The following is a 23,437-nucleotide window of genomic DNA, read 5'->3' on the forward strand; positions in this document are numbered from 1 at the left end:
GCATTCAGGCGGCTTTTCGCGGGATGAGCGTGCCTGGCAGTTGCACACAATAGCGCCCCCTTCCCCGCCCGGGTGCGTGCAGCTGCCTGGAGAACCATGGCCGAAACCAGCAGAGAAGACCGGACGGAAGCGGCAACGCCACGCCGCATCGAAAAAGCCCGGGAAGAAGGGCAGATCGCCCGCTCCCGCGAGCTGAGCACGTTCATCATGCTGCTGGCGGGCATAGGTGGGCTGTGGAGCATGGGCGGGCACCTGTACGACCGTCTTGGCGGCATCGTCGAACAGGCACTGCTGTTCGATCGCGCGCAACTGTTCGACCCCGCGCGCATGCTCAGCACCTTTACTGCGCTTGGTGGCGCCGCCCTGCTCGCCTTGGTGCCCTTCTTCGCCCTGATGCTGATCGCCGCCGTGGCGGCACCTACCCTGCTCGGCGGGCTGGTCATCACCCTGGCAGCGGCGCGCCCCCGCTTTTCTCGCCTCAACCCCGTGAGCGGCCTGGCACGGCTGTTTTCCGTGCAGGTGCTGGTAGAGCTGGCCAAGGCCATTGCCAAGGCAGCACTGATCGGGACCGTGCTGTACCTGTTTCTCGATGCCCATATCGGCCAGTTGCTGGGCCTGCCAAAACTGCCACCGCAGCAGGCGCTGGTGACGCTCATGGCATTGACTGCCAAAGCCTGTGCAACCTGCGTGGCCGCACTGATCCTGGTGGTGGGTATCGACACGCCTTATCAGTTGTGGACGTACGCGAAAAACCTGCGCATGTCCAAGGAAGAGGTGCGCCAGGAGCACCGCAATGCCGACGGCGACCCCCACGTAAAGGCACGGATACGCCGCCTGCAACAGGCCCGCGCGCGCAGGCGCATGATGAGCAAGGTGCCCAAGGCCGATGTAATCGTCACCAACCCCAGCCATTTCGCGGTGGCCCTGAGCTACCGCAAGGATAAGGACGCCGCCCCGCGGGTAATCGCCAAAGGCGCAGATGCCGTGGCATTGCGCATTCGCGAACTCGCCCAGGATCACGACCTGCCCATCCTCGAGGCACCGCCGCTGGCACGCGCCCTTTACTTCCACGTGGATCTGGACAAGCAGATCCCTGCCGAACTGTACACCGTTGTCGCTGAGGTGGTGGCCTGGGCCATCCGCCTCAAACGCGTCAGTGAACAGGGCGGACTCACGCCACCCGTTCCGGTCAACCTCGACGTTCCCGAGGGCATGGACAAGCCAGGACGACGCCCCCACTCACCCGAGGACCTACAGACCCCATGAAAGGCCTGACCGCCCTGTTCCGTCGCGACAACTGGCCCGTCGGCGCCGAACTGAAGATCATGACCGGCCCGATACTGATCGTGCTCATCTTGTCGATGATGATCCTGCCGCTGCCCAGCTTCATTCTCGACCTGCTGTTCACCTTCAACATCGCACTGGCCATCATGGTGCTCATCGTCAGCATGCTCACCGAGAAACCACTGGATTTCTCATCGTTCCCCTCGGTGCTGCTGTTCACCACCTTGCTGCGCCTGTCGCTGAACGTAGCCTCGACCCGGATCATCCTGATGCACGGGCATACCGGCACCGATGCCGCTGGCAAGGTCATCGAGGCCTTCGGCGAGTTTCTGGTGGGCGGCAACTTTGCCGTGGGCCTGGCACTGTTCATGATTCTGGTCACCATCAACTTCATGGTGATCACCAAGGGTGCCGGACGTATTGCCGAAGTCGGCGCGCGCTTCACCCTGGACTCGATGCCCGGCAAGCAGATGGCGATCGACGCCGACCTCAACGCCGGGCTCATCGGCGAGCCGGAGGCCCGCAAGCGCCGCCGGGAAGTAGCCCAGGAAGCGGACTTCTTCGGCTCCATGGACGGTGCCAGCAAGTTCGTGCGTGGCGACGCCGTGGCAGGCCTGGTGATCATGGGCGTGTGCGTCGTCGGTGGCCTGGCCATCGGCCTGCTGCAACACGACATGAGCTTCGCCGACGCGGCGCACACCTACACCATGCTCACCATCGGTGACGGCCTGGTAGCGCAGATTCCTGGCCTGGTGATCTCCATCGCCGCCGGTGTAATGGTCTCGCGGGTGAACACCGAAGAAGACGTCAGCCGGCAGATGATCGGCCAGCTGTTCAGCCGGCCGAAAATGCTGATGATGACGGCCGGGGTGATGGGCTTGCTGGGCCTGGTGCCCGGCATGCCCAACCTGGTATTCCTGCTGCTGACCGCACTGCTGGGCGGCCTGGGCTGGTGGCTCTCGCGGGAGGAGCAGCAGGCTGAGCAGACGCCAGCGCAGGCCGCCTTGCCAAAGCCCGCGGCACAGAACAGCGAGGCGAGCTGGGATGACGTGAAGCTGGTCGATACCCTGAGCCTGCGTGTGGGCCACCGCCTGATTACGCTGGTTGATGTGCGCCAGCAGGGTGAGTTGAGCACCCGTATCAAGAGCCTGCGCAAGAAGTTCGCTCAGGATGTGGGTTTTCTGCCACCGGTGGTCCATGTGCGCGACAGCCTCGAGCTTTCGCCCAACACCTACATCATCAGCCTCAAGGGTGTGGAAGTCGGGCGTGGCGAGATCTACCCGGGTAAATGGCTGGCGATCAACCCCGGCAAGGTTACCGGCCAGCTTGAGGGCAAAGAGGGGGTGGACCCGGCCTTTGGCCTGCCGGCGATCTGGATCGACCAGAACCTGCGCGAACACGGGCAGATCTACGGCTATACCGTGGTCGATGCCAGCACCGTGGCAGCCACCCACCTCAACCACCTGCTGCATCAGCACGCCAAGGACATGCTTGGCCGCAGCGAGGTGCAGAAGATGCTGGACAAGCTGGGCGGCGACGGCAAAGGGCTGGTCGAGGAAGTGGTACCCAAGCTGCTGACCCTGACCCAACTGCAGCGGATATTGCAAAACCTCTTGGAAGAGAACGTCCCCATCCGTGACCTGCGCACCATCCTCGACACACTCGCCGAGCACGCAGGTGCACAGCAGCCAGCGGATATCCAGGAGCTGACCGCGCTGGTGCGCGTCGCCCTCGGCCGCTCCATCGTCAACCAGTACTACGCAAACAAGCCCGAGCTGCGCGTCATGGGCCTGGACTTCAACCTGGAGCAGGTGGTGATGCAGGCGGTCGGCAACGGCGGCTCACTGGAGCCGAGCCTGGCAGACACCCTGATGAAAGAAACCTCCCTGGCGCTCAAACGCCAGGAGCTGGCCAATGACCCTGCCGTGCTGGTGGTGCCCAACCGCTTGCGCCTGGTGTTGTCGCGCTTCCTGCGCCGGCGCCTGCGCCAGCTGACGGTCATCGCCCTGAGCGAAGTGCCCGATGACCGCACACTGCGGATCACCAGCATCATCGGCGCACCTACCACATAACCCACCGCTAAGGGGCGAATAGCCCTGCATGCATGGGGTTGTTCCGGGCTTAGCTGCCCGGACGCAGCACCGATAATCCCGAACCTACCCCTTGGGCAGCGCGCAGTCTGCGAACGGCGCGGATGCCTGACCGCCACACTTGTTCTGCACAGGCACGCACGATGTATACGGCACAAGGCAAGATGCACCAGCATGAGCTGCTTCAGCAGTACTTGCCCTTGGTCAAACGGCATGCACTGAACCTCAAGACCAAGCTGCCGCCCGGCTTCGATCTGGAGGACCTTATTCAGGCAGGCAGTATCGGCTTGCTCGATGCCTTGACCCGCTACGACCAGGAACTGGGCATTCCTTTCGGCACCTTTGCCGCCCACCGCATTCGCGGGGCGATGATCGACGAGTTGCGCACGCGTGACTGGGCACCGCGCAGGGTCAGGCGCCAGGCCCGCCTGATGGAAGAAACCGTCTACCGGCTGGAGCACAGCCTCGGCCGCGCCCCCACTGAACGCGAGATTGCATCGGCCATGGGCATGGCCTTGGCCGAGTACCAGCAGCTGCTGGCAGACATCAACGGCAGCCACATGCTGCCCATCGACCAGGTCAGCGATGACTACCTGGCAAGCCACGAGCCACAGGGCTCCAACCCCCTCAATGCATTGCTCGAAGAGAGCAATCGCACCGGCCTGATCCGCGCCATCGACAACCTGCCCGAGCGGGAACGGCTGCTGATGGTCCTGTATTACCAGCAGAAGCTGAACATGCGCGAGATAGGCCTGGTGCTGGATATCAGCGAGTCGCGGGTCTGCCAGCTGCACAGCCTGGCCATCACACGGCTGCAAGCAACGCTGGTGGGCTGAGCCCGCCCCACACGGTAGGAACGCCATGAAGATCAGTGTGTTTGGTTCAGGGTATGTGGGGCTGGTGGCAAGCGCTTGCCTGGCCGATGTGGGCCACGACGTAACGTGCATGGACATCGACCCGCAACGCATCGCGCGTCTCAATGCCGGCGAGGTGCCCATCCATGAGCCCGGCCTGGGCCTGCTGATCGAAGCCAACCTGCGCGCCCAGCGCCTGCACTTCAGCACCGATGCCGCCCAGGCCATCGCCTTCGCCCAGGTGCTGTTCATCGCCGTGGGCACGCCGCCCGATGAAGACGGTGCGGCCGACCTTCAGTATGTCCTGGCTGTTGCCAGGGACATTGGTCGCCACATGGAGGGCTACAAGGTGGTGGTGGGCAAGTCCACCGTGCCCGTTGGTACAGGCGAGAAGGTCCAAGCCACCATCAAGGCCGAACTGGCCGCTCGCGGCCTGGCGGTACCCTTCGATGTGTGCTCCAACCCGGAGTTTCTCAAGGAAGGGGCCGCCATCGAAGACTTTACCCGTGGCGCCCGCATCGTCGTGGGGACGGGCTCCGAGCAGGTCAAGCGCCTGATGCGTGAATGCTACGCCCCCTACAACCGCCACCACGACAAGCTGATGTTCATGAGCCTGCGGGCTGCGGAGCTGACCAAATACGCCGCCAACGCCATGCTGGCGACCAAGATCAGCTTCATGAACGAGATGGCCAACCTGGCAGAGCACCTGCGGGTCGATATCGAAGAGGTTCGTCACGGTATCGGCAGCGACCCGCGCATCGGTTACGACTTCATCTACCCGGGCTGCGGCTACGGCGGTTCGTGCTTTCCGAAGGATATCCAGGCGTTGAGCCGCAGTGCCCGCGAGGTCGGCTACGAACCCCAGTTGCTGAACGCGGTCGAGGCGATCAACCAGCGGCAGAAGGCTTCACTGTTCAGGAAACTGGCGCAGGCCTTGAACGGCGAGCTCGCAGGCAAGACCATCGCCGTGTGGGGCCTGGCCTTCAAACCCGATACCGACGACATGCGGGCAGCCCCCAGCCGCGAGCTGATGGAGGCATTGTGGGCCGCCGGTGCGCGGGTGCAGGCCTACGACCCGGAGGCCATGGCCGAATGCCAACGCCTTTACGGCAAGCGTGAGGACCTGCTGCTGGCCGGCGACCGAAAGCAGGCAATCGAAGGCGCCGACGCGCTGGTGATCTGTACCGAGTGGAAGGCGTTTCGCAGCGTCGATTTTCACTGGTTACGCCAGCAGTTGCGCACCGCCGTGGTCATCGACGGGCGCAACCTCTACGACCCCCAGGCCGCCGCCAGCGCCGGCCTGACCTATCGGGCCGTTGGCCGAGGCTGACCTTCCAGGCCCGCCGATTCAGCTGGCGTATGCCACCTCGTTGAAGCTTGCCACCAGCCAGGTCAGCTCATTGCGCGGGATATCTGCCATCGGCTGCAGATCGAAGCGCGCCATACGGCCGATGTACTCGGTTGGCGCCTGTAAGCGCTCGACGACGTGATAGTGCGGGCGGTCCAGGTAGTCATCGAACAGCACGATGGTCGGCTTGCGTACCCGCAGGCAGGCGGTGACGAAGCACGCCACGCGAAAGCGCCCGTCGATCAGGATCACATCTGGTGCCTGGAAGAACGGCTCATCCCATACCCGCAACGGATAACTGTGGAACCGCTTCCAGCCTTCGGCGTTTTTCGGCCGGGCCCAGGCGCCTGTGGCGCCCACGTCGACCGGATAGATGCGCGGCACCGAGGGCAGTGCGGCAGCTTCGATCCAGCGCTGCATCTGTTGCGCCCAGTGCAGGTCATTCTCGACCGATACCACGGTCTTGCCGGGCATTCGGCCGGCAAGGACGGTTGACCCGCCACTGCCATACTCGAGAATCACATTCGCCTTGCTGTAAAGCTTCTCGACGTAGCGCGCAACCTGGGCCGGGAAGGTCAACTGCGGCGCCTGGAAGGGTGCTGGCACCACGCTTGGCACCGCCGCCGGCGGTGCATCACGCGGGGCATGGGGCTTGCCCGGGCCGGGCTGGCAATGGCGCAGGTACTGCTGCGCGACTTCGTCGCCCAGCCCGCGCAACAGGTGCACTGCCACGTCCTTTGCGTCGTAGACCGTGTGCAGCAGGAACGCCAGCTTGCGGCGCTGGTTCTCGCAGAGCGCCGCCATGCGCTCGGCATTGGGCAAGAACAATGCATCGGCACAGACCAGTTGTGACGCGGCCAGGCCGGCACAGCCCTCATCCTGCGCAGCAAACCTGCGGTACTGCTGGTTGTGCAGCCGACAGAGGCTGAAGCCGAGCAATGCCAGGCGCTGCGAGACAGCGGCGATGTCCGGCTGGCCTTCATGGCTCGCAGAGAAGTTGATACGGGCCTGCACCAGCAACGTGTTGGCCAGTGTTCGCGCGCCATGTACGAGCAGCGCTACGCTGTCGTTGAGGTTGTCGAGCAACAGCCAATCCACCGAGCCCAAGCCCTCGATGGCATCCAGCCGCAGCGACGGCAGCGGCAGGCGGGCCAGAACCTGCGAGGGCTGCAGCGGTCCGGGTACAGGCAATGGCTCCAGCGTGGCGCTCAGCGCAGGGTCCAGGCAGGCGCGCAAAGTCACCGCACGCCCGTCGCCCAGCGCGGTATTGGGGTAGTAGTGCAACTCCCCCAACTGGGCCAGCTGTTCGGCGTTACCGATGCGGCCGGCCGGGTCGAAGGCGATGGTCGACAGCACGCCCATCCGCTGCAACCCAACGAATCGTGGCGATGCCAGCAACGTGGCGCCATGGTCCAGGGTGACGATACGCCCCTGAAATCGGAAGCTGAAGCCGCCGTCTGCCGTTGGCGCCGCAGGGTGGCAGAGCGCAACGGCGTCGTGTTCGCCTTCGAAGAAGGCTTGGCCCTGTTTGTCGAACGTCAACGCGGCGGGTGCCTGGCCGGCGCAATGACGCTGCCAGATGGCCCGTAACGCACTGCTCAAGTGGCTGGCGAAACGCTGGTTGTCGCAGACCGGCGAGTTCATCAACACCCCGCGCAGCAAGCTGCGAATGGTTACAAGGCTGCTCAGGTCACCGGCCAGTCCGGCGGCACGCGCCCTGTACTGCTCCCAACTGCTCACCACCAGCTCGGGCAGGCCGGCATTGACCAAGTGTGTGGCGCTATGGCGCCCCGCGAAGGTAGGGCCAGGCAGGGTGACCACCGGCACGCCCATCAACAGCGCTTCAGAGGTGGTCAGGCCGCCGGAGTAAGGCCATGGGTCCAGCGCAATGTCGACCCGGTTGTAGCTTTCCAGCAGGGCCTTGTGGCCCACCGGCCCCTCCACCTGCAAACGCTCCGGCACAATGCCCTGCGCGCCCAGCACCTCGAGCACATGCTGGCGCAGCTCGGGGTTGGAAAAAGCGCTGCCCTTGAGCAACAGGCGCGAATCGGGCACCTCGTGCAACAGCGCAGCCCAGTGCGCCAGCAGCTCATCGTTGATCTTGGTCGGGTTGTTGAAACAGCCGAAGGTGATGAAGCCGTTGGCCAGAGCCGGCAACGGTAGGACATCCGGCGCGTAGGGCGGTGGGTCGTAGCAAATGTAGTCGTCGGGCAGGCGGATCAGCTTTTCGGTGTAGAACGCATCCTCCCCTGGCGGCGACTCGATGGCGTCGCTGAGGAGGTAGTCGATGGCATCCAGCCCGGTGGTGTTGATCAGCCCGCCAACCCACTTCACCAACAGCGGGGCGGGCTGCAACGCCATGCTGCCCATGCGGTTGCCAGCATTGTGGCCACTGAGGTCGATAAGAATGTCGATGCCATCGTCGCGGATTTGCTGCGCCAGGCGCTGATCATCCATGTGCTTGATCGATCGCCAGGCATGCATGCGTGTGCGGATGCGACGGGTGAGGTGGTCGCTGACCTGGCTGCTGCTGTAGGCGAACAGGTGGAACTGATGGCTGGGCAAACGCTCCAGCACTCCGACGATCATGTTGCCTACCGGATGCTGGCGCAGGCCATCAGAAACCAGCCCGACCCGCAGCAGCCGGTCCGGTACAAGGTCGATCATTTGTGGGCGGGGCGGCACCACGTCAGGCCCGAAACGGGACTGCCACTGCTTGCACACCTCGAAAATGTACTCGCGACTTCTGCGCGGGTCGTAGTGCAACGTGGTCAGGCGGTTGGAGTAAGGCAGCACGTCCCGGCGCCCGGCCAACTCGATGGCGCGGGTGTAATGCTCGTCCGCCAGCGCCAGCTTGCCGATGTCCTTGCACAGGTTGGCCAGGTTGTTCCAATGGCTGTAGTCCTTCGGCTCCCGCCCGACCAGTGCCTCGAACACTGTGATGGCTTCACCGTGGCGGTCGAGCCGGCCGAGGATCAACCCCTTTCGGGCCAGCATGCGGCAGTCGTCAGGCTGCCCCGCCAGCGCTTGCTCGATGTGCTGCAGCGCCTGGGTGAAACGGCCTTTCTCGAAATGCAGCGTGGCCAGCCGGTGATGGGCCGGGGGGAAGTGTGGCGCGTGATCCAGTGCTTGTGCGGCCAAAGCTTCGGCGCGCTCGCTGTCACCCAGCTTCTGCGCGGCCTTGGCCACCAGTTCAAGTGTGTGCGGGTCGTGCGGCAGCAACTGCAGGGCCTGCTCGAAACTGGCCAGGGCCTGCTCAGGCTCCATGGCCAATTGCAGGTTGCCGAGCGTTTGCCACGCACTTGCGTCATCCGGGCGCCGCTGGCAGTGGCGTCGCGCTTGGGCGAGATCGACGGGGGCCTGGGTATGACGGGGGTTTGGCGTGCGGGCGCGCTGGGGCTTGGGCATGAAGAACGGCCTTGTGGCAGAGGGACTCTAGCTTGAATGCTATCCCTGTGCTGGCCAGGTCAAAGCCCGGATAAGGCGCTGTATCTGGAGGGTCGGGGGCGCTTTGCGCCCCAATCGCCGGTAAGCCTGCGAAGAGCGCGGCGTGCGCCGCGCTCCTGGCTTTATTACTGCAGCAGCGACAGCATCTGTTGCGGCATCGAGTTGGCCTGGGACAGCACCGAGGTACCTGCCTGTTGCAGGATCTGCGCGCTGGTCATGGCCGATACCTCAGTGGCGTAGTCCACGTCCTGAATGCCGGAGCGGGCAGACGTCAGGTTGGTCACCGTGGTGGAAATGTTGGTGATCGCCGAATCGAAGCGGTTCTGGATCGCACCCAGGTCCGAACGCATGGAGTCGATGGTGTTCAGCGCGTTGTCCAGCGACGTCAGGGTGTTGGTGGACTTCTTGGTGACCGCGTTGTCGGTATCGATGGTGATGGTCGCGGTGGTGGTGGAGCCGCTGGTGGTGGTGTCTACTTCAGCCGCGTAGGTCTTGCCGCCAACGGTCAGGAAGTAGTTGCCATCGGCGTCTTCCGACAATGTGCCACCGCTGACGGTGGTACCGGAGCTGTCGACATAGCTGGTGTTGGTGGAGGTGATCGCGGTACCCGAGTCGTCGGTCAGGGTTGTTGCGGTCAGGGTGGTGTCGTAACCGTTGACGTTGAAGTCGCCCAGGCCCAGGGTCTCGGCATTGATTTCGCTGAGCGAAATCTCGATGGTTTCGCCGTCGTTGGCACCTACCTGGATGCTGATGGTCTGGTCTTTGGCCAGCACGTCGACGCCGTTGAACGACGTTTGTTCGGAGATACGGTCGATCTCGTCCAGACGCTGGGTGATTTCGTCCTGGATCGACTGCAGGTCGGACTGCGAGTTGGTGCCGTTGGATGCCTGCACCGCCAGCTCACGGATGCGCTGCAGGTTGTCGTTCACCTGGTCCAGTGCACCTTCAGTGGTCTGCGCCAGGGAGATGCCGTCGCTGGCGTTGCTGCTTGCCTGCTCAAGGCCGGTGATCTGCGAGGTCATGCGGTTGGCGATGGCCTGGCCAGCGGCATCGTCGGAGGCGCTGTTGATTTTCAGGCCCGAGGACAGGCGCTCGATCGAGGTGCTCAGGCTGCTTTCCGAAGCACTGAGGTTTTGCTGGGCGATAAGCGAGGTGATGTTGGTATTGATCACAGACATCTTGCAGTTCCTTTCGTGGGTGGGCACTTGTGGCAAACACGGGGCGGCGCTCCACGCGCTCAGCGCCGTTGTCTTGCTGTCAGCGCGAACATCGGCGCACGGAAAACCGACCTTTAGCGCCACACTGAAAAAAATTTCCCCCACCCACGGCGCGCCACCGGCTGCCCGGTCGCTCAAGCTGAACAGCAAAAGTGCCTGTATTAGCCCCTTTGCCCACACCCCGGCGGCGCTATAACGCTGCACATCATTTTCTACGGCCGGGTGCCGTCAACGGGAGTGCCCATGAACCCATCGACCCTGGTCGGCCTGCTCGCCAGCCTGCTCCTGCTGACCGTCCTGCTGCTGTTCAGCGCACAGCAACCGTCGCTGCTCATCGACCTGCCTGGCCTGGGCATCGTGGTGCTGGGCACCTTCGCCGCCACCTGCATCAGCTACCCCATGGCAGAGGTGCGGCGCGTGCCGGGCCTGTTCGCAGCCGTTGTGCGAACCGAGCGTGAGCGCACCGAGCTCGATATCGACGACCTGGTCAACCTCGCCCGCCGCTGGATCGATGGTGACAGCCGCGCCGTGGAAAACGCCCTCGCGCAAGTACGCAACCCGTTCATTTGCCACGGTGTGCAACTGCTGGTCGACCAGGTAGGCGAAGAGGACATTCTTGAACTCATGCAATGGCGCATTGCCCGGCTGCGCGCCAAGGAGCGCGCCCAAGCCCAGATCTTCCGCGCCATGGCCAGCTACGCGCCAGCCTTTGGCATGCTGGGCACGCTGGTCGGCCTGGTGAACATGGTGTTTGTGCTGGGCGACGGCGACCTGGGCAGTGTCGGACGCCAGATGGCGTTGAGCCTGACCACCACCCTGTACGGCGTGCTGCTGGCCAACCTGTTGTTCAAGCCGGTGGCGGTCAAGCTGGAGCGCCGTACGGAGCGGCGCGTGGTGATCATGAACATGATCCTGCAAGGCATTTCGATGATGGCCAGAAAACGCAGCCCGGGGTTGATGCGCGAAACGCTCAAGGCTTTCGTCGCCCACTATCATGACGAACTGCAGGACGAAGGCCCCCGCCCCGCCCGCAAGCCGCTGTCACTCGCCTGGCGCCGACGCCCATGATGCCCGATGCCTCGCCCAGCAGCCTGGCCGACAACCGCCACTGGCTGGCGCACCAGCGCGCCCTCGAAACCGAGCTGAACAAGGCCCGGCAGCGCCAGTGCAATCTCAAGCGTGCGGCAACCGCCCCGCACTGGCTGGATGACCCCACGCACGAAGCTGAAAGCGAAGGCTGGATGCTGACTTATCTGGACCTGATGACCCTGCTGCTGGTCATGGTCCTGGCCATGCTGGCCCAGGCGATGATCAACCGCATCCCTTCGCCAAAAGCGCCTGCGAAGCTGGCCCTGCCGTTCGACATCGCCAGCCTGACGCACGTCGATGCGCCGGGTGCGCTGTTACTGGTCCCCTCCAGCGTCGGCGAAGTCGCGCCACACGAACCCGTGGCCGACGAGCCGGTCGCTGCCGAAGAAACAGCCCCTGCCAGCCCCGCCCCGGAACCGGAACCCGACCCGCTGGCAGCGTTGCCCGTGGACCAGCTGGGCAGCGATGTGCAAGTGATCCGCAACGAGCGCAGCGTCAGTTTCCGCATCGACAGCAGCATCCTGTTCCCTTCCGGCCAGACCGACCTAGACCCCAAGGGCATGCAGGTCCTGCAACGCCTGGCGCGGGTGCTGAGCACGGTGCCGCACCGGATCGTCGTCGCAGGCCATACCGACACGCGCACCATCCGCAGCGCGCGCTACCCGTCCAACTGGGAGCTTTCCGGCGCCCGGGCCGGCAGCGTGGTCCGCTACCTGCAGCAGCAAGGCATCGCCGGTGACCGGCTCAGTGCCGTTGGCCTGGCCGATACCCAACCGCTGGGCGACAACACCACGGTACAAGGGCGGGCGGAAAATCGCCGGGTCGAGCTGACACTGGAGCAACGACCACAACCGTGATGCAGCCCTGCAGAAAGACATGGAAGCACTTTTTTCTGCAGGGCCATCAGGCCACTCACTATGCTTGAGCCAGCCGCAGGAAGCGGCCCCCTATTCGCGACAACGGAGCGTCCATGTCCCTTGCCCTCGTCCACAGCCGCGCCCAGGTTGGCGTGCAGGCACCTGCTGTCAGCGTCGAAACCCACCTGGCCAACGGCCTGCCCCACCTCACCCTGGTCGGCCTGCCCGAAACCACCGTCAAGGAAAGCAAGGACCGGGTGCGCAGCGCCATCGTCAACTCCGGGCTGAACTACCCGCAAAGGCGCATCACCCAAAACCTGGCACCGGCAGACCTGCCCAAGGACGGCGGGCGCTACGACCTGGCCATCGCCCTGGGCATCCTTGCCGCTGACGGCCAGGTGCCGGTGGCAACATTGGCCGACATCGAATGCCTGGGCGAGCTGGCGCTTTCGGGCAAGCTGCGCCCGGTGCAGGGCGTGCTGCCTGCCGCACTGGCGGCGCGCGAGGCTGGCCGGGCACTGGTGGTACCGCGGGAAAATGCCGAAGAGGCGAGCCTGGCGGGTGGGCTGGTGGTGTACGCCGTAGGGCACCTGCTGGAACTGGTCGCGCACCTCAACGGCCAGGTGCCGCTGCCTCCCTTTGCCGCCAACGGTCTACTGCTGCACAGCCGCCCTTATCCCGACCTCAGCGAGGTGCAGGGCCAGGTGGCCGCCAAGCGTGCCTTGCTGCTGGCGGCTTCAGGTGCGCATAACCTGCTGTTCACGGGGCCGCCCGGCACGGGCAAGACACTACTGGCCAGCCGCCTGCCCGGCCTGCTGCCGCCGCAGGATGAGCATGAAGCGCTGGAAGTGGCAGCCATCCAGTCGGTAAGCGGGCACAAACCGCTTGATAGCTGGCCGCAACGGCCGTTTCGCCATCCGCACCACTCAGCGTCCGGGCCCGCGCTGGTAGGCGGAAGCTGTAAGAAGCATTAGTAAACAAGAAATACAGTATTAAAAGAGAAAATCCATCAGTAAATGAGAAAACTTTATTCAGCTGAGGCCCTGCTGCTTCCACACCGCGCAGGTCAAATAGCCGCACGGACTTTCATCATGGATAGTTACACCGTGGCCGACCTGCTGACCTTCTATCAGGTGACACAGAAGCTGCGAGTTAACCTCGACGTGAAAAACCTGTTCAACGAGGATTACGAAGAATACGCTTACCTTGGTGCGCCTCGCACAGTTCGGCATTGAATCGAGGGACCTGAACAAGCGTTGCCACGTCGGCACGGCCTAATATGAAAGCTACCAAAGATCATCTGATGGGAACGTCGCATCGTTTGGTAGGGCTTCAATATAAAATTCAATATTTTCCGATATTTTTTCTAGCACGTCTGGAAGGTAAGGCACCAAATCATGAAACCCATCCCCATTAGGTCCTCCATGGTAACGACGGCAATAATCCAAAATCGATTTTCGTGACACTTCATCAATCATCTGCATTGGATCACGGCTGTTATAATCGTGAAAGCTAGACAGATGAACAAATCTACAACAGAAATCGTAGACAAGGCGAATCCAGCCTTCGAATCCGTCAGCGAAATCAACCATCTGACGGTCAGTCACCCATCCCTTTTTACCTTCGTTCCGCCACTTTTCTCCATTAACAGATGCCATAATCAGAGACATTCGTCGTGGTAATGGTTGGCTCAAGAGAAATATTACTCTAACCATCGAATCCAATTCTTGCCGGAGCACCGACGCCATTTGACTTGGAACGTTGGCAATCAGTAGGGCATGCATTGCGGCCTTGTGATCGTTGGACCGCTTAATCACTTGCCTTTTGAAAATGTATATCGTATCCATTCGAACTTCTCACTTTTCTTGTCATAGCTGGCCATGATACGGCCAGAAAGATTATGCGCAGCAACTATCACTCAAAGCCCATGCAAAACTCAAACATCGAGAAACCTTTTAATTGAATATTATAGTCGAGAGAAAAATCGCATCGAATGAGATCCACTACAATCAAATGAGAGCATGAGGCCTTAACTGCGAGCTATGCTCCGCCCATTCACTCACGTAATCGCCCCTGCTTGAAGGCTATTTTGTACGAAAAATACACGCGCCGACTCATGAATTTTCTCAACAATTAGTGAATGTAGTTGACGTTTGTCGTGACGGCTTGGATTGATGGTTTGCCCTGTAACTCTAAGCTTAGCACGACTTCCAAGTGGCATATTGAACTTGAGCAGCATATTTCTCTTGAAAGGCATCAAACTATTGCTTACGCTTGTGACCTGAAGATTCTTATATGGCAGCACACCCGAAACAACAGAATCCACGGACAATGAAAAAAGTTGCGTAGCATAAATTTCATTTTCGTTAAACTTGCTCCGACCATTCGGCATAAAAAGACCATTCCCCTTAAGAATACACGGCAGCCATGACTGAAACTCTGAGCTCAGTACAAAATTCGCATACGCCCTTGAAGGGCACAGGTAATGTCTGAACAGTTCCGCACAAGGGATAAGAATTCTAACGAACTCACTTTCAAACTGAACATAATTTACATGGGACAAGAACTCTGCTCTCGAGCACTTGGCACGAAGGAGTCGCTTATGCATCTCTTCAGGTGGCAGATGATGGGCTGCGTCCACATAGGTTATTTTATAGCTACTAAGATCCACCCAGTGCCCCCCATATGTATGCGCTGAGATTCTTATTCCGTTCTGCCATAGTGATCCTGGAATAAGCACACGAATCGCGTCAATTGGAAGCAAAACATGGATACTGAACCCAGACCAGGTTCTTTCTTTCAGATCTTTCACAGAACGAAAGTAAAATACTGCTTCGAACCTCTCCTTATCCCTCGAAAAAAACAACTGCCCAACACCCAAAACCTCAAAAATCGTTGAGCCACGATCTAACTGGGGGAAGTACCTCATGTTCAACACCTAACACTTATCTAGAAGGTAGCAGCTCAAGACTCACAATAAAACTAGCCAAGCCTAGCATGCAACATTGACATGCACATATAGAAACCATCATATTGAGCTTGCCCTTGCAGTCGACAGGTAAATCACCCTTGAACAATCTCGCTAAATCTTCCGTACTAACCAATACGCAAGTCGCACACGCTGCAAATCTGGCAAAGTCAATTAGCCATGAAAACGGTAACCGAGACGCCGCCTTAATATTAACCTGCTTCTCAAGCGGCCTAACAGTCACTGAAATTTCACAACTAACCGTCAGAGATTATTTAACTGCAGACGGGGAAATTTTACATGAATCCGAGGTTAGAGAAAATATCTCCTACAACGGTCGGTGCCGACCTCTTTTCTGGGCAAATGATAAAACGAATTGTGCAATTGACGCACATTTAGCAGAGCGTTCAATTCGCAATCACGGCACCACTTCACACAAAACTTTTCGAGGACTAGATCCAGACTCTCCACTGTTCGTGTCTGGTCGTACCGGGGCTGCCCTAAAAATTAGCGCCAAGGTAAGAGATGGTCAAACCTACTATAGCTGCAACCAATTAAGCAGACTTATTGTTAGAATACTCGAGCTATCTGGAATACAGGGTGTAACGGCACAATCTGGCAGACGAACATTAGCCTGCAAAATGGCGAAACATGGAGTTAAGTACAGTTACATAGGTGAACTCTTAGGCATTGAGAGCCTTGAAGCGGTAAAAAAATTGTGTCAAAGCTCGGCTCCATGCTTCAAAACAATCATGAAATCGATTTTTAAGTGAATCGCCCTCGGTTTCGAAAACCCCGTAGCTATCGGCCAGATGGAGCCTTACGCGAAGGTATCGAGAGCAGCGTGGCGATGATGCATGAGAGTGCGGAGCACGCTCGGCTAGCATGACTTGCTCCCAAGAAGAGATCCATCGCATTTATTTCAGAAGCCTCCAATAGCCTCTGCAAGATCAAAAGGATTTTATAAATAATGTCAGTTATTGAATTAGCATCCATCGGAGAGAAGCGTAGCTATGCGTCTACAGTCCTTCCCGGGTTAATTCTTGGGCCAACAGTTTTTTTACCTACAGAGCACTTACTGATTATCTGAAGCATGCTGTTGATCCCTGGACGCTCATCGCTTACGGAATACCCATTCTCTACGGCGTTCCCGCATTTTTTCTGACCGCAGTCGTAGTCTTGCAACATCGGCTGTCGCCTGGATTCAGGCTGGTTGGGCGATTTGATCACAGAGTTCTGGGAATTGGGGTTGCTGCGGTAGTCTTCGCGTATCTGATAGAGACTGCTGCAGTGCTGTACCTAGGACTAGGTCGGGAATTTCAGATGTCTGTATTGGGATTCGGACAGACGCCTGCCCAGTATTGGCTGATGGTCGGATCGCTCTTAGTCTTACCCCCTATTGTGGAGGAGCTGGCATACCGTACATTTTTGCTGCAGACACTGCCCTTCAACAAGCATTGGACCGTCGCCGTCCTGGCGGTCGTGATCTCTGCCGGCTGCTTTATGTGGGCGCACTTTGGTGTTTACAAGATTTGGACTAGCCATGTGCTGTTGTTTTTCCTGGGGGTGATTTTCGCGGTAGGTAGGGTAATGACCGGTGGGGTGGTGTTTTCGATGATACTCCACAGTGTTGCGGTCGCCTGCGGTTTGATCTTGGACTATGCAGGTACAGCGCTGGGATGGAGCGGATGGTGACTTGCAGTTGGTCGGTGCCGGTGGGTTAGGCGCAGAAGTCACAAGGGGCCTAACCTGAATGGAAATGGGCCCTGGTTTGAGAGCTGGGCTTGGGATTGTCGCTGTGGCGCTGCGGCTTGACCGAATCTCCCGCAGCGCGCTGGAAGCCGGTGCCAGCGCCCTGCTGCGTGAGTGAAAATCTGAAAGATCTGGAGCTGTCGGCTGCGGGCCTGAGAGTGATCGATGGCCCGCAGTTGGGAAATTGCGCCGCACTTGACCAGTGAGAATCACCGAAGCTGACCACCTGTTTGCATTCGACTTGACCACCCAATTGCATCGGATTTGACCAGCACAATTCGCGACCTCGACCGGCTGGAATCGCCCCCCCGTAGTCGCCGTTGGTGACAGCAGCTATCGGCCAAAAGGTCGCCCATAAGGCACTGGCCGCAACGCCGGTGCCTCTGCAGAGAAGCCCTGCTTCCTAGTCCAAGTTCAGCCGCTTGCGTGTCTCGTCGCTCATGAAGATATCGTAGATATGGCGATACTCGCGGGCATGGGTCTCAATTGCCGTGACCTTGTGATACCGAATTGAGCCATGCACAACAATTACCTTGGTAGGCGGCTTAAACGGATTGTCCAATTCGACCTCGACCACAACGGGGGGCTTTTCGTCACCAACTCTTTCAGCGTCGGCCTCCGGCGGGGGTACATAGGCAAGGCGGCTGGCCTCGGGGAATAAGACTACGTTGGTACCCGTCTCACCCGTCTGCACGGATGGGAAGACCAGACCGTCGACCTGCTTGCCAAAGCGCAGCCGTAGGTACTCGAACACCACCTGAGTCGACAGATAGCTCAGCTCATCATTACGAGCCTTTGGCCTGGACATCTTTTTGACAAGTGAGCCCAGGAATACCTTGCGGTGTAGCGCCTCACGAAACCCTACGTCCATGAGCGAAAGACCCGGAAGTTCAACCTGGTCCAGAGCCGTGAGGTCAAGGAGCTTCAGTTCGGCGACTGGAGTCAGCGCTGTGCTCACCACATGATCCCCGGTGATGGAGCGGATTTCGCTCAGACAGGTCTCTCGCTCCAGCGCGCAGTACAGAGCGGAGATACCGTTCGGCGTCATCCTTTGACTGCTTGCCAAGAATCTTGGAGTAGGGCCGAATTGGCCAGCAGGATCATTAATTATCTTCTCCGCATCGCTGAAGCCTTTAGCAAGACGCGCACGGTACATCAAGTCGCCATTGGCCATGGTCCGGATAGCTTCAGACTTAAGGCCTTCGTTATCGGCGACCAGCAAGGAGAAAATCGAGTCGAGAAATTCTCCGGCATTCGCGTTGAAGAAGCGGTGCGTGTACTGCACACCCTCAACGAACTGGTCCCAAAGACCTTCGTAGAGGTTTACTTCCATCGCGTCGTCTTCGCCATAAAAGTGCGTAGTGTCGCCGGCGTCATCTAGATTGAATTCATCTGGAACACCGCTACACAAATCGTCGAAATATGGTTCGTTGCCGAGATCAAACCATTCCGAGAGAACAATATCTATTTCTGCAATGGGGAAAAGCTCAATTCTGGCCCCATACAACATGCTGAGCTCGTAGTCCGAGAGATTCTCCTTACGAGCAATATTCTCGCGAACCCGGGCATAGACGTATTCAAATAGAATCTGGGACTCAATTGCCTTCCCACGGCGCTGGCAATACTTGCAGCTAGCTTCCTGCCCGTGCGCATCGAACAGCTTCTTGAGAGGTTCCGGAGTGACGCATTCAATACAAATCATCGCTTCTTCCTGAAGGTTCTTTTTCTCATACATATGGCTGGAGCCATCTACTTAGGGAATCTCCGAACAAGCCTTCAGTTATGCGAGAATCCCCGCAACACCTGATCCGAGCCGCCCATGAGCCAGATGAGCTTTTCCGACTTTGAGTACGCCGGCAAGCGCAAGCAAACCCGCCGAGAGCGCTTCCTCGCCGAAATGGATCAGGTGGTGCCCTGGGCAGGCCTGCTGGAGCTGATCGAACCGTTCTACCCCAAGGCCGGCGGCGGTAGAAAACCCTATCCTCTGGAAACCATGCTGCGCATCCATCTGTTGCAGAACTGGTTCTCCCTGAGCGACCCGGCCATGGAAGAAGCGCTCTACGAAATCACGCCCATGCGCCAGTTCGCACGCCTGACGCTGAGCGCGCCAATCCCCGAAGACACCACGATCATGAACTTCCGGCACTTGCTGGAGAAGCATCAGCTCGCACCGGCAATCCTTGCGGTCATCAATGGTTATCTGCAGGAAAAAGGCCTGTCGCTGCGCCAAGGCACCATCGTCGATGCCACCATTATTCATGCCCCCAGCTCGACCAAAAATAAAGAAGGCAAGCGTGATCCCGAGATGCACCAGACCAAGAAAGGCGGTCAGTATTTCTTCGGGATGAAGGCGCACATCGGTGCCGATGTCGAGTCCGGCCTGGTGCATCACGTCCATGGCACCGCTGCCAATGTGGCCGATGTCACGCAGGTGGCTGAACTGCTGCATGGCGAAGAAAACGCCGTGTATGCAGATGCCGGTTACACCGGTGTCGAAAGGCGCGAAGAGCATGAAAATCGGGGGGTGATCTGGCAGATTGCAGCGCGTCGCAGCACCTATTCCAAGCTGAACCAGCGCAGCGTACTGTACAAAGCCAAGCGCAAGATCGAGTTCTGCAAGGCTCAGACACGGGCCAAGGTCGAGCATCCGTTTCGCGTGATCAAGCGGCAGTTTGGTTACGTGAAAATACGTTTTCGTGGGCTGATGAAAAACACGGCTCAGTTGACCACGCTGTTCGCCCTGGCAAACCTGTGGAGGGTTCGAAAACAGCTCATGGGTATGGGTGAGGTTCGCGTTTAACACGGAGAACCGGTCGAAAAAGCTCTCCGTACATGATTTTTCGGTCACTTTTCGTCCAATGACGCTGTAGGTGCCTGGAAAATTGCAACTTGCCGCGGCTGCACGACAAGTTGATCGGAGCATCCTTAGCAAAGCTGGCAGCGCCCGTGTAGCCCCCAAAAGCGGCAGCTGATTGCACTGCACCATTAAGGTAATCTCCATCAGGGACCATTTGAACAGACATTCCAAGGAAGACCGAGCCACTCATGTCCGCAGATAAATCTCTTGTCGCTGCCCTTCAAGCGCTGTGGGACATCCCGCCACCCGGCCCACAGAATCTCTGGAGCAGCCGCGAGTTCGTCGCACTGAAGGAGTTGCTCGCCAAGCGCTACCGTAGCGGAAAATCCACCTTCGGACTGGAGGTCTCCATCGGCAATGCGCTTAGGTCGCTGGGCCTGCCATGCAGCTCCCCCCATCTGCCCAACCAGCCCAGGCCAGACATGGGTAAGGTGGCTGCCGCGTTGGCTCACGAGTTTCAACGTACCACCACTAGGCGGCGTTACCTCTGCCCGCTCGATATGGCCGATGAGCTCCCGTCCTTCCAGTTTGGCAATGCCCGGATGGGTCGATTCACCGCTGCCGAACTTGAGGTTTTGTTCAATGCGCCCCGCTTAGAGCGCTATTATCCAGGCATACGGCTGGACGCTCAGCGCCTGTCCCAGTTTCATTGGATGGTCGTAGAGGAAGACGTCTCTGTTCTCGGCGAATCGGGCAATCGCCAGTTCTCCTGGCTGGACTTCCCCATCGGAAAGGATCTGGGCGAGATTGTTCCCCACAGCGGGCGCTTCCCCGCTGCGGTAGAGAGCGCGCTGTTCTTCCTGCTGCTGGCGCCATGGGATGACTGGGCCGAGATGACCGAGGTGGACTGGCGGGGTTTCCGGCTGCCTTGGGTCTACACCCTCGACGATGACCTGTGCGCTTTCCCGCAGCCGCCGCCACCCCCTGAGCGGCTGTCGTGGGAGCCGTACTCCCACCAAGTGGACTACGACGAGTGGGAGGAATCCGAACGCCCGATGTGGCTGCGAACCTGGGCAACCGCCGAGGATGTGCGGCAGGCACTGGAAGCTAGGTGGGAGCTGCTGCAGGCAACGAGTACCCAGGCGTCGGAACTTTTCTCGACTCCAGTGGAGCACTTCCTGGTCCGTGCGTTCCTTTCCGATGGCATCGATGAAGTGATGGCGCACCTCATCATGATTGAGGCCGCGTTCGGCGCCGAGGCAGACCACAGGCGCAAGCTGCGACTGACAGGCGATAATTACGACGAATCGCCGACACGCAGGGTTGCTGCAAGACTGAGCGCCGCCATTGTCGAGCCGGGCGCAGCGAAGGAGTATCTGGACCTATACGATATGCGATGCACCTACGTTCACGGGCGCCCTGAAGATCGCATCATCTCCACCCAACAGCGGGTCTTGGCACGTCGCCTTGCACGCGAAGCGGCAAACGCCCTGGTTGGCTTGGCGCAAGCACAACATGCCCGTGAAATCGTCCTGTTCGACTTGCTCAATCGCGGCGTGGCGAACCTCCCACCCAAGCCGTGACCATGCGGCTAACTCAGGCGCAGCCTCATGAAGGTAGGCGGCGTGTTGCGAATGTCCGCATTGAGTTATTGATTTCCGCCGGCCAAGGTCACTCAGTGTACTGGTCAAGTCTGATGCAAACGACTGGTCAGGACCAATGCAAATGGGTGGTCAAGTCCTTGCAATTACGCAGCAGTCTGCATTTAAGAGCTTTATGCGAGTCCGTGTTTAGGGAATCAACCTTGTTGTCGTACTCACCGTCTTTCGCTGCTCCAAGGTCGATCGATCATTTGACGAGGTCATGCGCCGGTGCTTGAGCCTAAAATCCCACAAGCGCGCGGCCGCGGCTTCGGCATTTGCTTGATACGCGTAGTTTCCATCGGGTTTGGGTAGGAAAAAGCCCACGGGTGCCGGGTCCCCGTTCTCCGTGCCACTGAATGCAAAAACCTCGAGCAGTTCAAGCTTGTGCTGAGACTCTGGACGGAAGCACACATTCACACCACCTGGGACCCGGGTCGAAGAGTAGGCCCAACCATCGGGGCTGAAGTTCATGATCGAGTTGGTGAATTCGCTGCTGAACAGATACGCACCCTTACCGGCAGCCAATAGGTTTTGGTTGATAAATTTGCGAATTAGGATGAGCTTCTTTTTCGCCTCTGATGACAGCTCGACGTCAAACCGGCTTCCCATGGAAGCAACAGTCAAAGGCTCTTTTGCTTGGTAAGCCATCAAAAGAATCTTAGATTGCGGCTGGGCTTCTACTTCCGCAAAAGTAGTGTGTATTTGTCCTTCCGATGTATAGAGTAGGCCTTGGGCGGGTCGATTGATACGTCCATAGTCGTCGATAAATTTTCCAGGTGCTGCCCAGAACTCCGACTCCGGCAAATCTTTGAACTCCTCGCGCCAGATTCTTGCTCGGTAAAATATACCCGCCGGGTCATATTCTCTTTCTTGGGCTGGGAACGCGCCTGCCCTATATGGGCCGACCTGAATCATGAATACATCTTTGATTCGCTCGTAGATATCGTCAGGGCCATATGTTTTATAGTTTTTGTTAAATGAATCAATGCGCCTTTTTAGCTCTTTGCTGCTAATGGAGCGGAGCAAGTTCTCGATGTAGGAAAGGTCTTCCTTTGTCGCGCCTTTGCTATCCATTTCTGACGTTGACATGTGTTGCCTCTGCCTCTCGTGATGTTTGCTGTGGTCACTTCTAGGTGTTCACTCAAGGTTCCTGACCATGGGTGAGGTGGCTAGGCCAAGCTATCACTGAGGTCGTGCTTTGGGCCAGGCAACGCTAGCGGAAATGGTGTAGACCAAGGTCTAACGGATACAAAAAGGGCCAGCCTGTCTGGATAGACCTTTTACCCGTGGAGCGGTGTTCCGCATCGTTGCGTGCAACTGGGATAGACGGGGATGACCGAAGCGCCTTCTCGATCGTGAGCATGCGGCTCTTCAGGTCCTCCAAGAGCAAATAATCAGGCTCACCACAAACCATTTGCTGGGAATGTCAGATAAAGTATTTAATATCTGACATAATTCACTCTGGAAACCTCCGATGTCCTTACCATCGATCATTCTGGAACGCTCCCACGCCCTGCCGGCGGGCACCGTTCTGTCCCCCAAGGAGTTTTTGCACTTGGGAAGTCGGGCCGCAATTGATCAGGCGTTTTCCAGACTGACGAGGGGAGGAATGCTCTGCCGAGTAGCGCGAGGCATTTACGTGCGCGCGGCTTCAGGGGCCAAAGGAGCTGTGCCAGCCCTGGAAAAGGTGGTGAAGTCCATGGCGGAAAAAGGTAAGGCGGCTATTGTCTTGGCTGGTGCACAAGCAGCGGCACTTCTCGGCCTAACCCCCACCCAGCTGGGCAATGAGGATTTTTTGACCTCTGGCCGCACACAGCACCTGAAGGTCGGGAACCAAGTGGCTCTGGTCCGGCATGCCCCCCAATGGATGCTGGCGTTGGGCAGTTCCAGGGCCGGGAATGCGCTTCGCGCGCTGGCGTGGCTAGGGCCAAAGCACGCCGAAAAGACTGCTCGCCAGATTCGTTCAAAGATGTCTGGGGCGGAGTGGGAAGCACTGTCATCGATCCGCGGTCGCCTTCCTTCCTGGATGGCAATCGCCGTAGGCCGAGCGTCAGCAGCACAGGACGGCCAGTGACCAACGGCCTCATTTTG

18 protein-coding genes and 2 pseudogenes are annotated in these 23,437 nt (G+C 59.2%); 14 read left to right on the plus strand and 6 right to left on the minus strand.

Annotated features, from left to right (window positions below):
- Window positions 1–96 precede the first annotated feature (96 nt).
- From flhB to ACEWE8_RS07950, 4 genes are all read left to right on the plus strand, one after another.
- Window positions 97–1,266, plus strand: coding sequence for a flagellar biosynthesis protein FlhB (flhB, locus tag ACEWE8_RS07935; RefSeq protein ID WP_046786916.1), 1,170 nt, complete (start codon window positions 97–99; stop codon window positions 1,264–1,266).
- Window positions 1,263–3,356, plus strand: a complete 2,094-nt coding sequence (gene flhA, locus ACEWE8_RS07940) for a flagellar biosynthesis protein FlhA (protein ID WP_046786915.1) — start codon at window positions 1,263–1,265, stop codon at window positions 3,354–3,356. The genes flhB and flhA overlap by 4 nt, the downstream gene beginning before the upstream one ends.
- Before the next feature lie 161 nt (window positions 3,357–3,517).
- Entirely contained in the window at window positions 3,518–4,210 is a 693-nt protein-coding gene (locus ACEWE8_RS07945) for an RNA polymerase sigma factor FliA (RefSeq protein WP_046786914.1), read from the plus strand.
- 25 nt (window positions 4,211–4,235) lie between these two features.
- Complete coding sequence (locus ACEWE8_RS07950; RefSeq protein ID WP_046786913.1) at window positions 4,236–5,558, plus strand: UDP-glucose/GDP-mannose dehydrogenase family protein; 1,323 nt, start codon at window positions 4,236–4,238, stop codon at window positions 5,556–5,558.
- An 18-nt stretch (window positions 5,559–5,576) separates the two neighbouring features.
- Here ACEWE8_RS07950 and ACEWE8_RS07955 read toward each other — a convergent pair whose 3' ends face one another.
- A complete protein-coding gene (locus ACEWE8_RS07955) occupies window positions 5,577–8,984 on the minus strand; it encodes a tetratricopeptide repeat protein (protein ID WP_395589242.1) in 3,408 nt (1,135 codons plus the stop codon).
- A gap of 164 nt (window positions 8,985–9,148) precedes the next feature.
- Window positions 9,149–10,201: a flagellin gene (locus ACEWE8_RS07960; RefSeq protein WP_046786911.1), complete on the minus strand. Its 1,053-nt coding sequence runs from the start codon at window positions 10,199–10,201 to the stop codon at window positions 9,149–9,151.
- 282 nt (window positions 10,202–10,483) lie between these two features.
- Here ACEWE8_RS07960 and ACEWE8_RS07965 point away from each other — a divergent pair, with 282 nt between their 5' ends.
- The 4 genes and pseudogenes from ACEWE8_RS07965 (at window position 10,484) to ACEWE8_RS07980 (ending at window position 13,421) form a co-directional block, all read left to right on the plus strand.
- Window positions 10,484–11,308, plus strand: coding sequence for a motility protein A (locus ACEWE8_RS07965; RefSeq protein ID WP_046786910.1), 825 nt, complete (start codon window positions 10,484–10,486; stop codon window positions 11,306–11,308).
- A complete protein-coding gene (locus ACEWE8_RS07970) occupies window positions 11,305–12,186 on the plus strand; it encodes an OmpA family protein (protein WP_046786909.1) in 882 nt (293 codons plus the stop codon). Before ACEWE8_RS07965 ends, ACEWE8_RS07970 begins: the two co-directional genes overlap by 4 nt.
- A 113-nt stretch (window positions 12,187–12,299) precedes the next feature.
- Window positions 12,300–13,151, plus strand: a pseudogene (locus ACEWE8_RS07975) (YifB family Mg chelatase-like AAA ATPase); the annotation flags it as partial.
- Between the two features lie 126 nt (window positions 13,152–13,277).
- Window positions 13,278–13,421 (plus strand): hypothetical protein, encoded by a 144-nt coding sequence (locus ACEWE8_RS07980; protein WP_332299388.1) that lies wholly within the window; start codon window positions 13,278–13,280, stop codon window positions 13,419–13,421.
- A gap of 51 nt (window positions 13,422–13,472) precedes the next feature.
- Here the strand turns inward: ACEWE8_RS07980 and ACEWE8_RS07985 are convergent, their stop codons facing one another.
- Entirely contained in the window at window positions 13,473–14,033 is a 561-nt protein-coding gene (locus ACEWE8_RS07985) for a hypothetical protein (RefSeq protein ID WP_197888510.1), read from the minus strand.
- A 212-nt stretch (window positions 14,034–14,245) separates the two neighbouring features.
- A complete protein-coding gene (locus tag ACEWE8_RS07990) occupies window positions 14,246–15,115 on the minus strand; it encodes a hypothetical protein (protein WP_197888509.1) in 870 nt (289 codons plus the stop codon).
- Between the two features lie 140 nt (window positions 15,116–15,255).
- On the opposite strand from ACEWE8_RS07990, the gene ACEWE8_RS07995 reads away from it, so the two are divergent.
- From ACEWE8_RS07995 to ACEWE8_RS08005, 3 genes and pseudogenes are all read left to right on the plus strand, one after another.
- Window positions 15,256–15,927, plus strand: coding sequence for a site-specific integrase (locus ACEWE8_RS07995; protein ID WP_197888508.1), 672 nt, complete (start codon window positions 15,256–15,258; stop codon window positions 15,925–15,927).
- 550 nt (window positions 15,928–16,477) lie between these two features.
- Window positions 16,478–16,849, plus strand: coding sequence for a CPBP family intramembrane glutamic endopeptidase (locus tag ACEWE8_RS08000; protein WP_197888507.1), 372 nt, complete (start codon window positions 16,478–16,480; stop codon window positions 16,847–16,849).
- Window positions 16,850–16,856: 7 nt separating this feature from the next.
- Window positions 16,857–17,024: pseudogene (locus tag ACEWE8_RS08005) on the plus strand (proline/glycine betaine ABC transporter permease); the annotation flags it as partial.
- Window positions 17,025–17,309: 285 nt separating this feature from the next.
- Here the strand turns inward: ACEWE8_RS08005 and ACEWE8_RS08010 are convergent.
- Window positions 17,310–18,641, minus strand: coding sequence for an RES family NAD+ phosphorylase (locus ACEWE8_RS08010; RefSeq protein ID WP_232248882.1), 1,332 nt, complete (start codon window positions 18,639–18,641; stop codon window positions 17,310–17,312).
- A gap of 84 nt (window positions 18,642–18,725) precedes the next feature.
- Between ACEWE8_RS08010 and ACEWE8_RS08015 the strand changes: the two genes are divergently transcribed.
- Entirely contained in the window at window positions 18,726–19,706 is a 981-nt protein-coding gene (locus tag ACEWE8_RS08015) for an IS5-like element ISPa41 family transposase (protein WP_003117291.1), read from the plus strand.
- A gap of 245 nt (window positions 19,707–19,951) precedes the next feature.
- The gene (locus ACEWE8_RS08020; RefSeq protein ID WP_197888506.1) at window positions 19,952–21,286 is read left to right on the plus strand and encodes a hypothetical protein; all 1,335 of its coding nucleotides are present in this window, start codon (window positions 19,952–19,954) and stop codon (window positions 21,284–21,286) included.
- Window positions 21,287–21,493: 207 nt separating this feature from the next.
- On the opposite strand, the gene ACEWE8_RS08025 is transcribed toward ACEWE8_RS08020, so the two are convergent.
- Window positions 21,494–22,435: an RES family NAD+ phosphorylase gene (locus ACEWE8_RS08025; protein ID WP_197888505.1), complete on the minus strand. Its 942-nt coding sequence runs from the start codon at window positions 22,433–22,435 to the stop codon at window positions 21,494–21,496.
- 385 nt (window positions 22,436–22,820) lie between these two features.
- Between ACEWE8_RS08025 and ACEWE8_RS08030 the strand changes: the two genes are divergently transcribed.
- Window positions 22,821–23,420 carry a DUF6088 family protein gene (locus ACEWE8_RS08030; protein WP_197888504.1) on the plus strand — a complete coding sequence of 200 codons (600 nt, stop codon included), beginning with the start codon at window positions 22,821–22,823 and terminating at the stop codon, window positions 23,418–23,420.
- The last annotated feature ends 17 nt before the right edge of the window (window positions 23,421–23,437 follow it).

This window comes from Pseudomonas sp. TR47, assembly GCF_044143025.1.
Lineage (GTDB): Bacteria > Pseudomonadota > Gammaproteobacteria > Pseudomonadales > Pseudomonadaceae > Aquipseudomonas > Aquipseudomonas putida_E.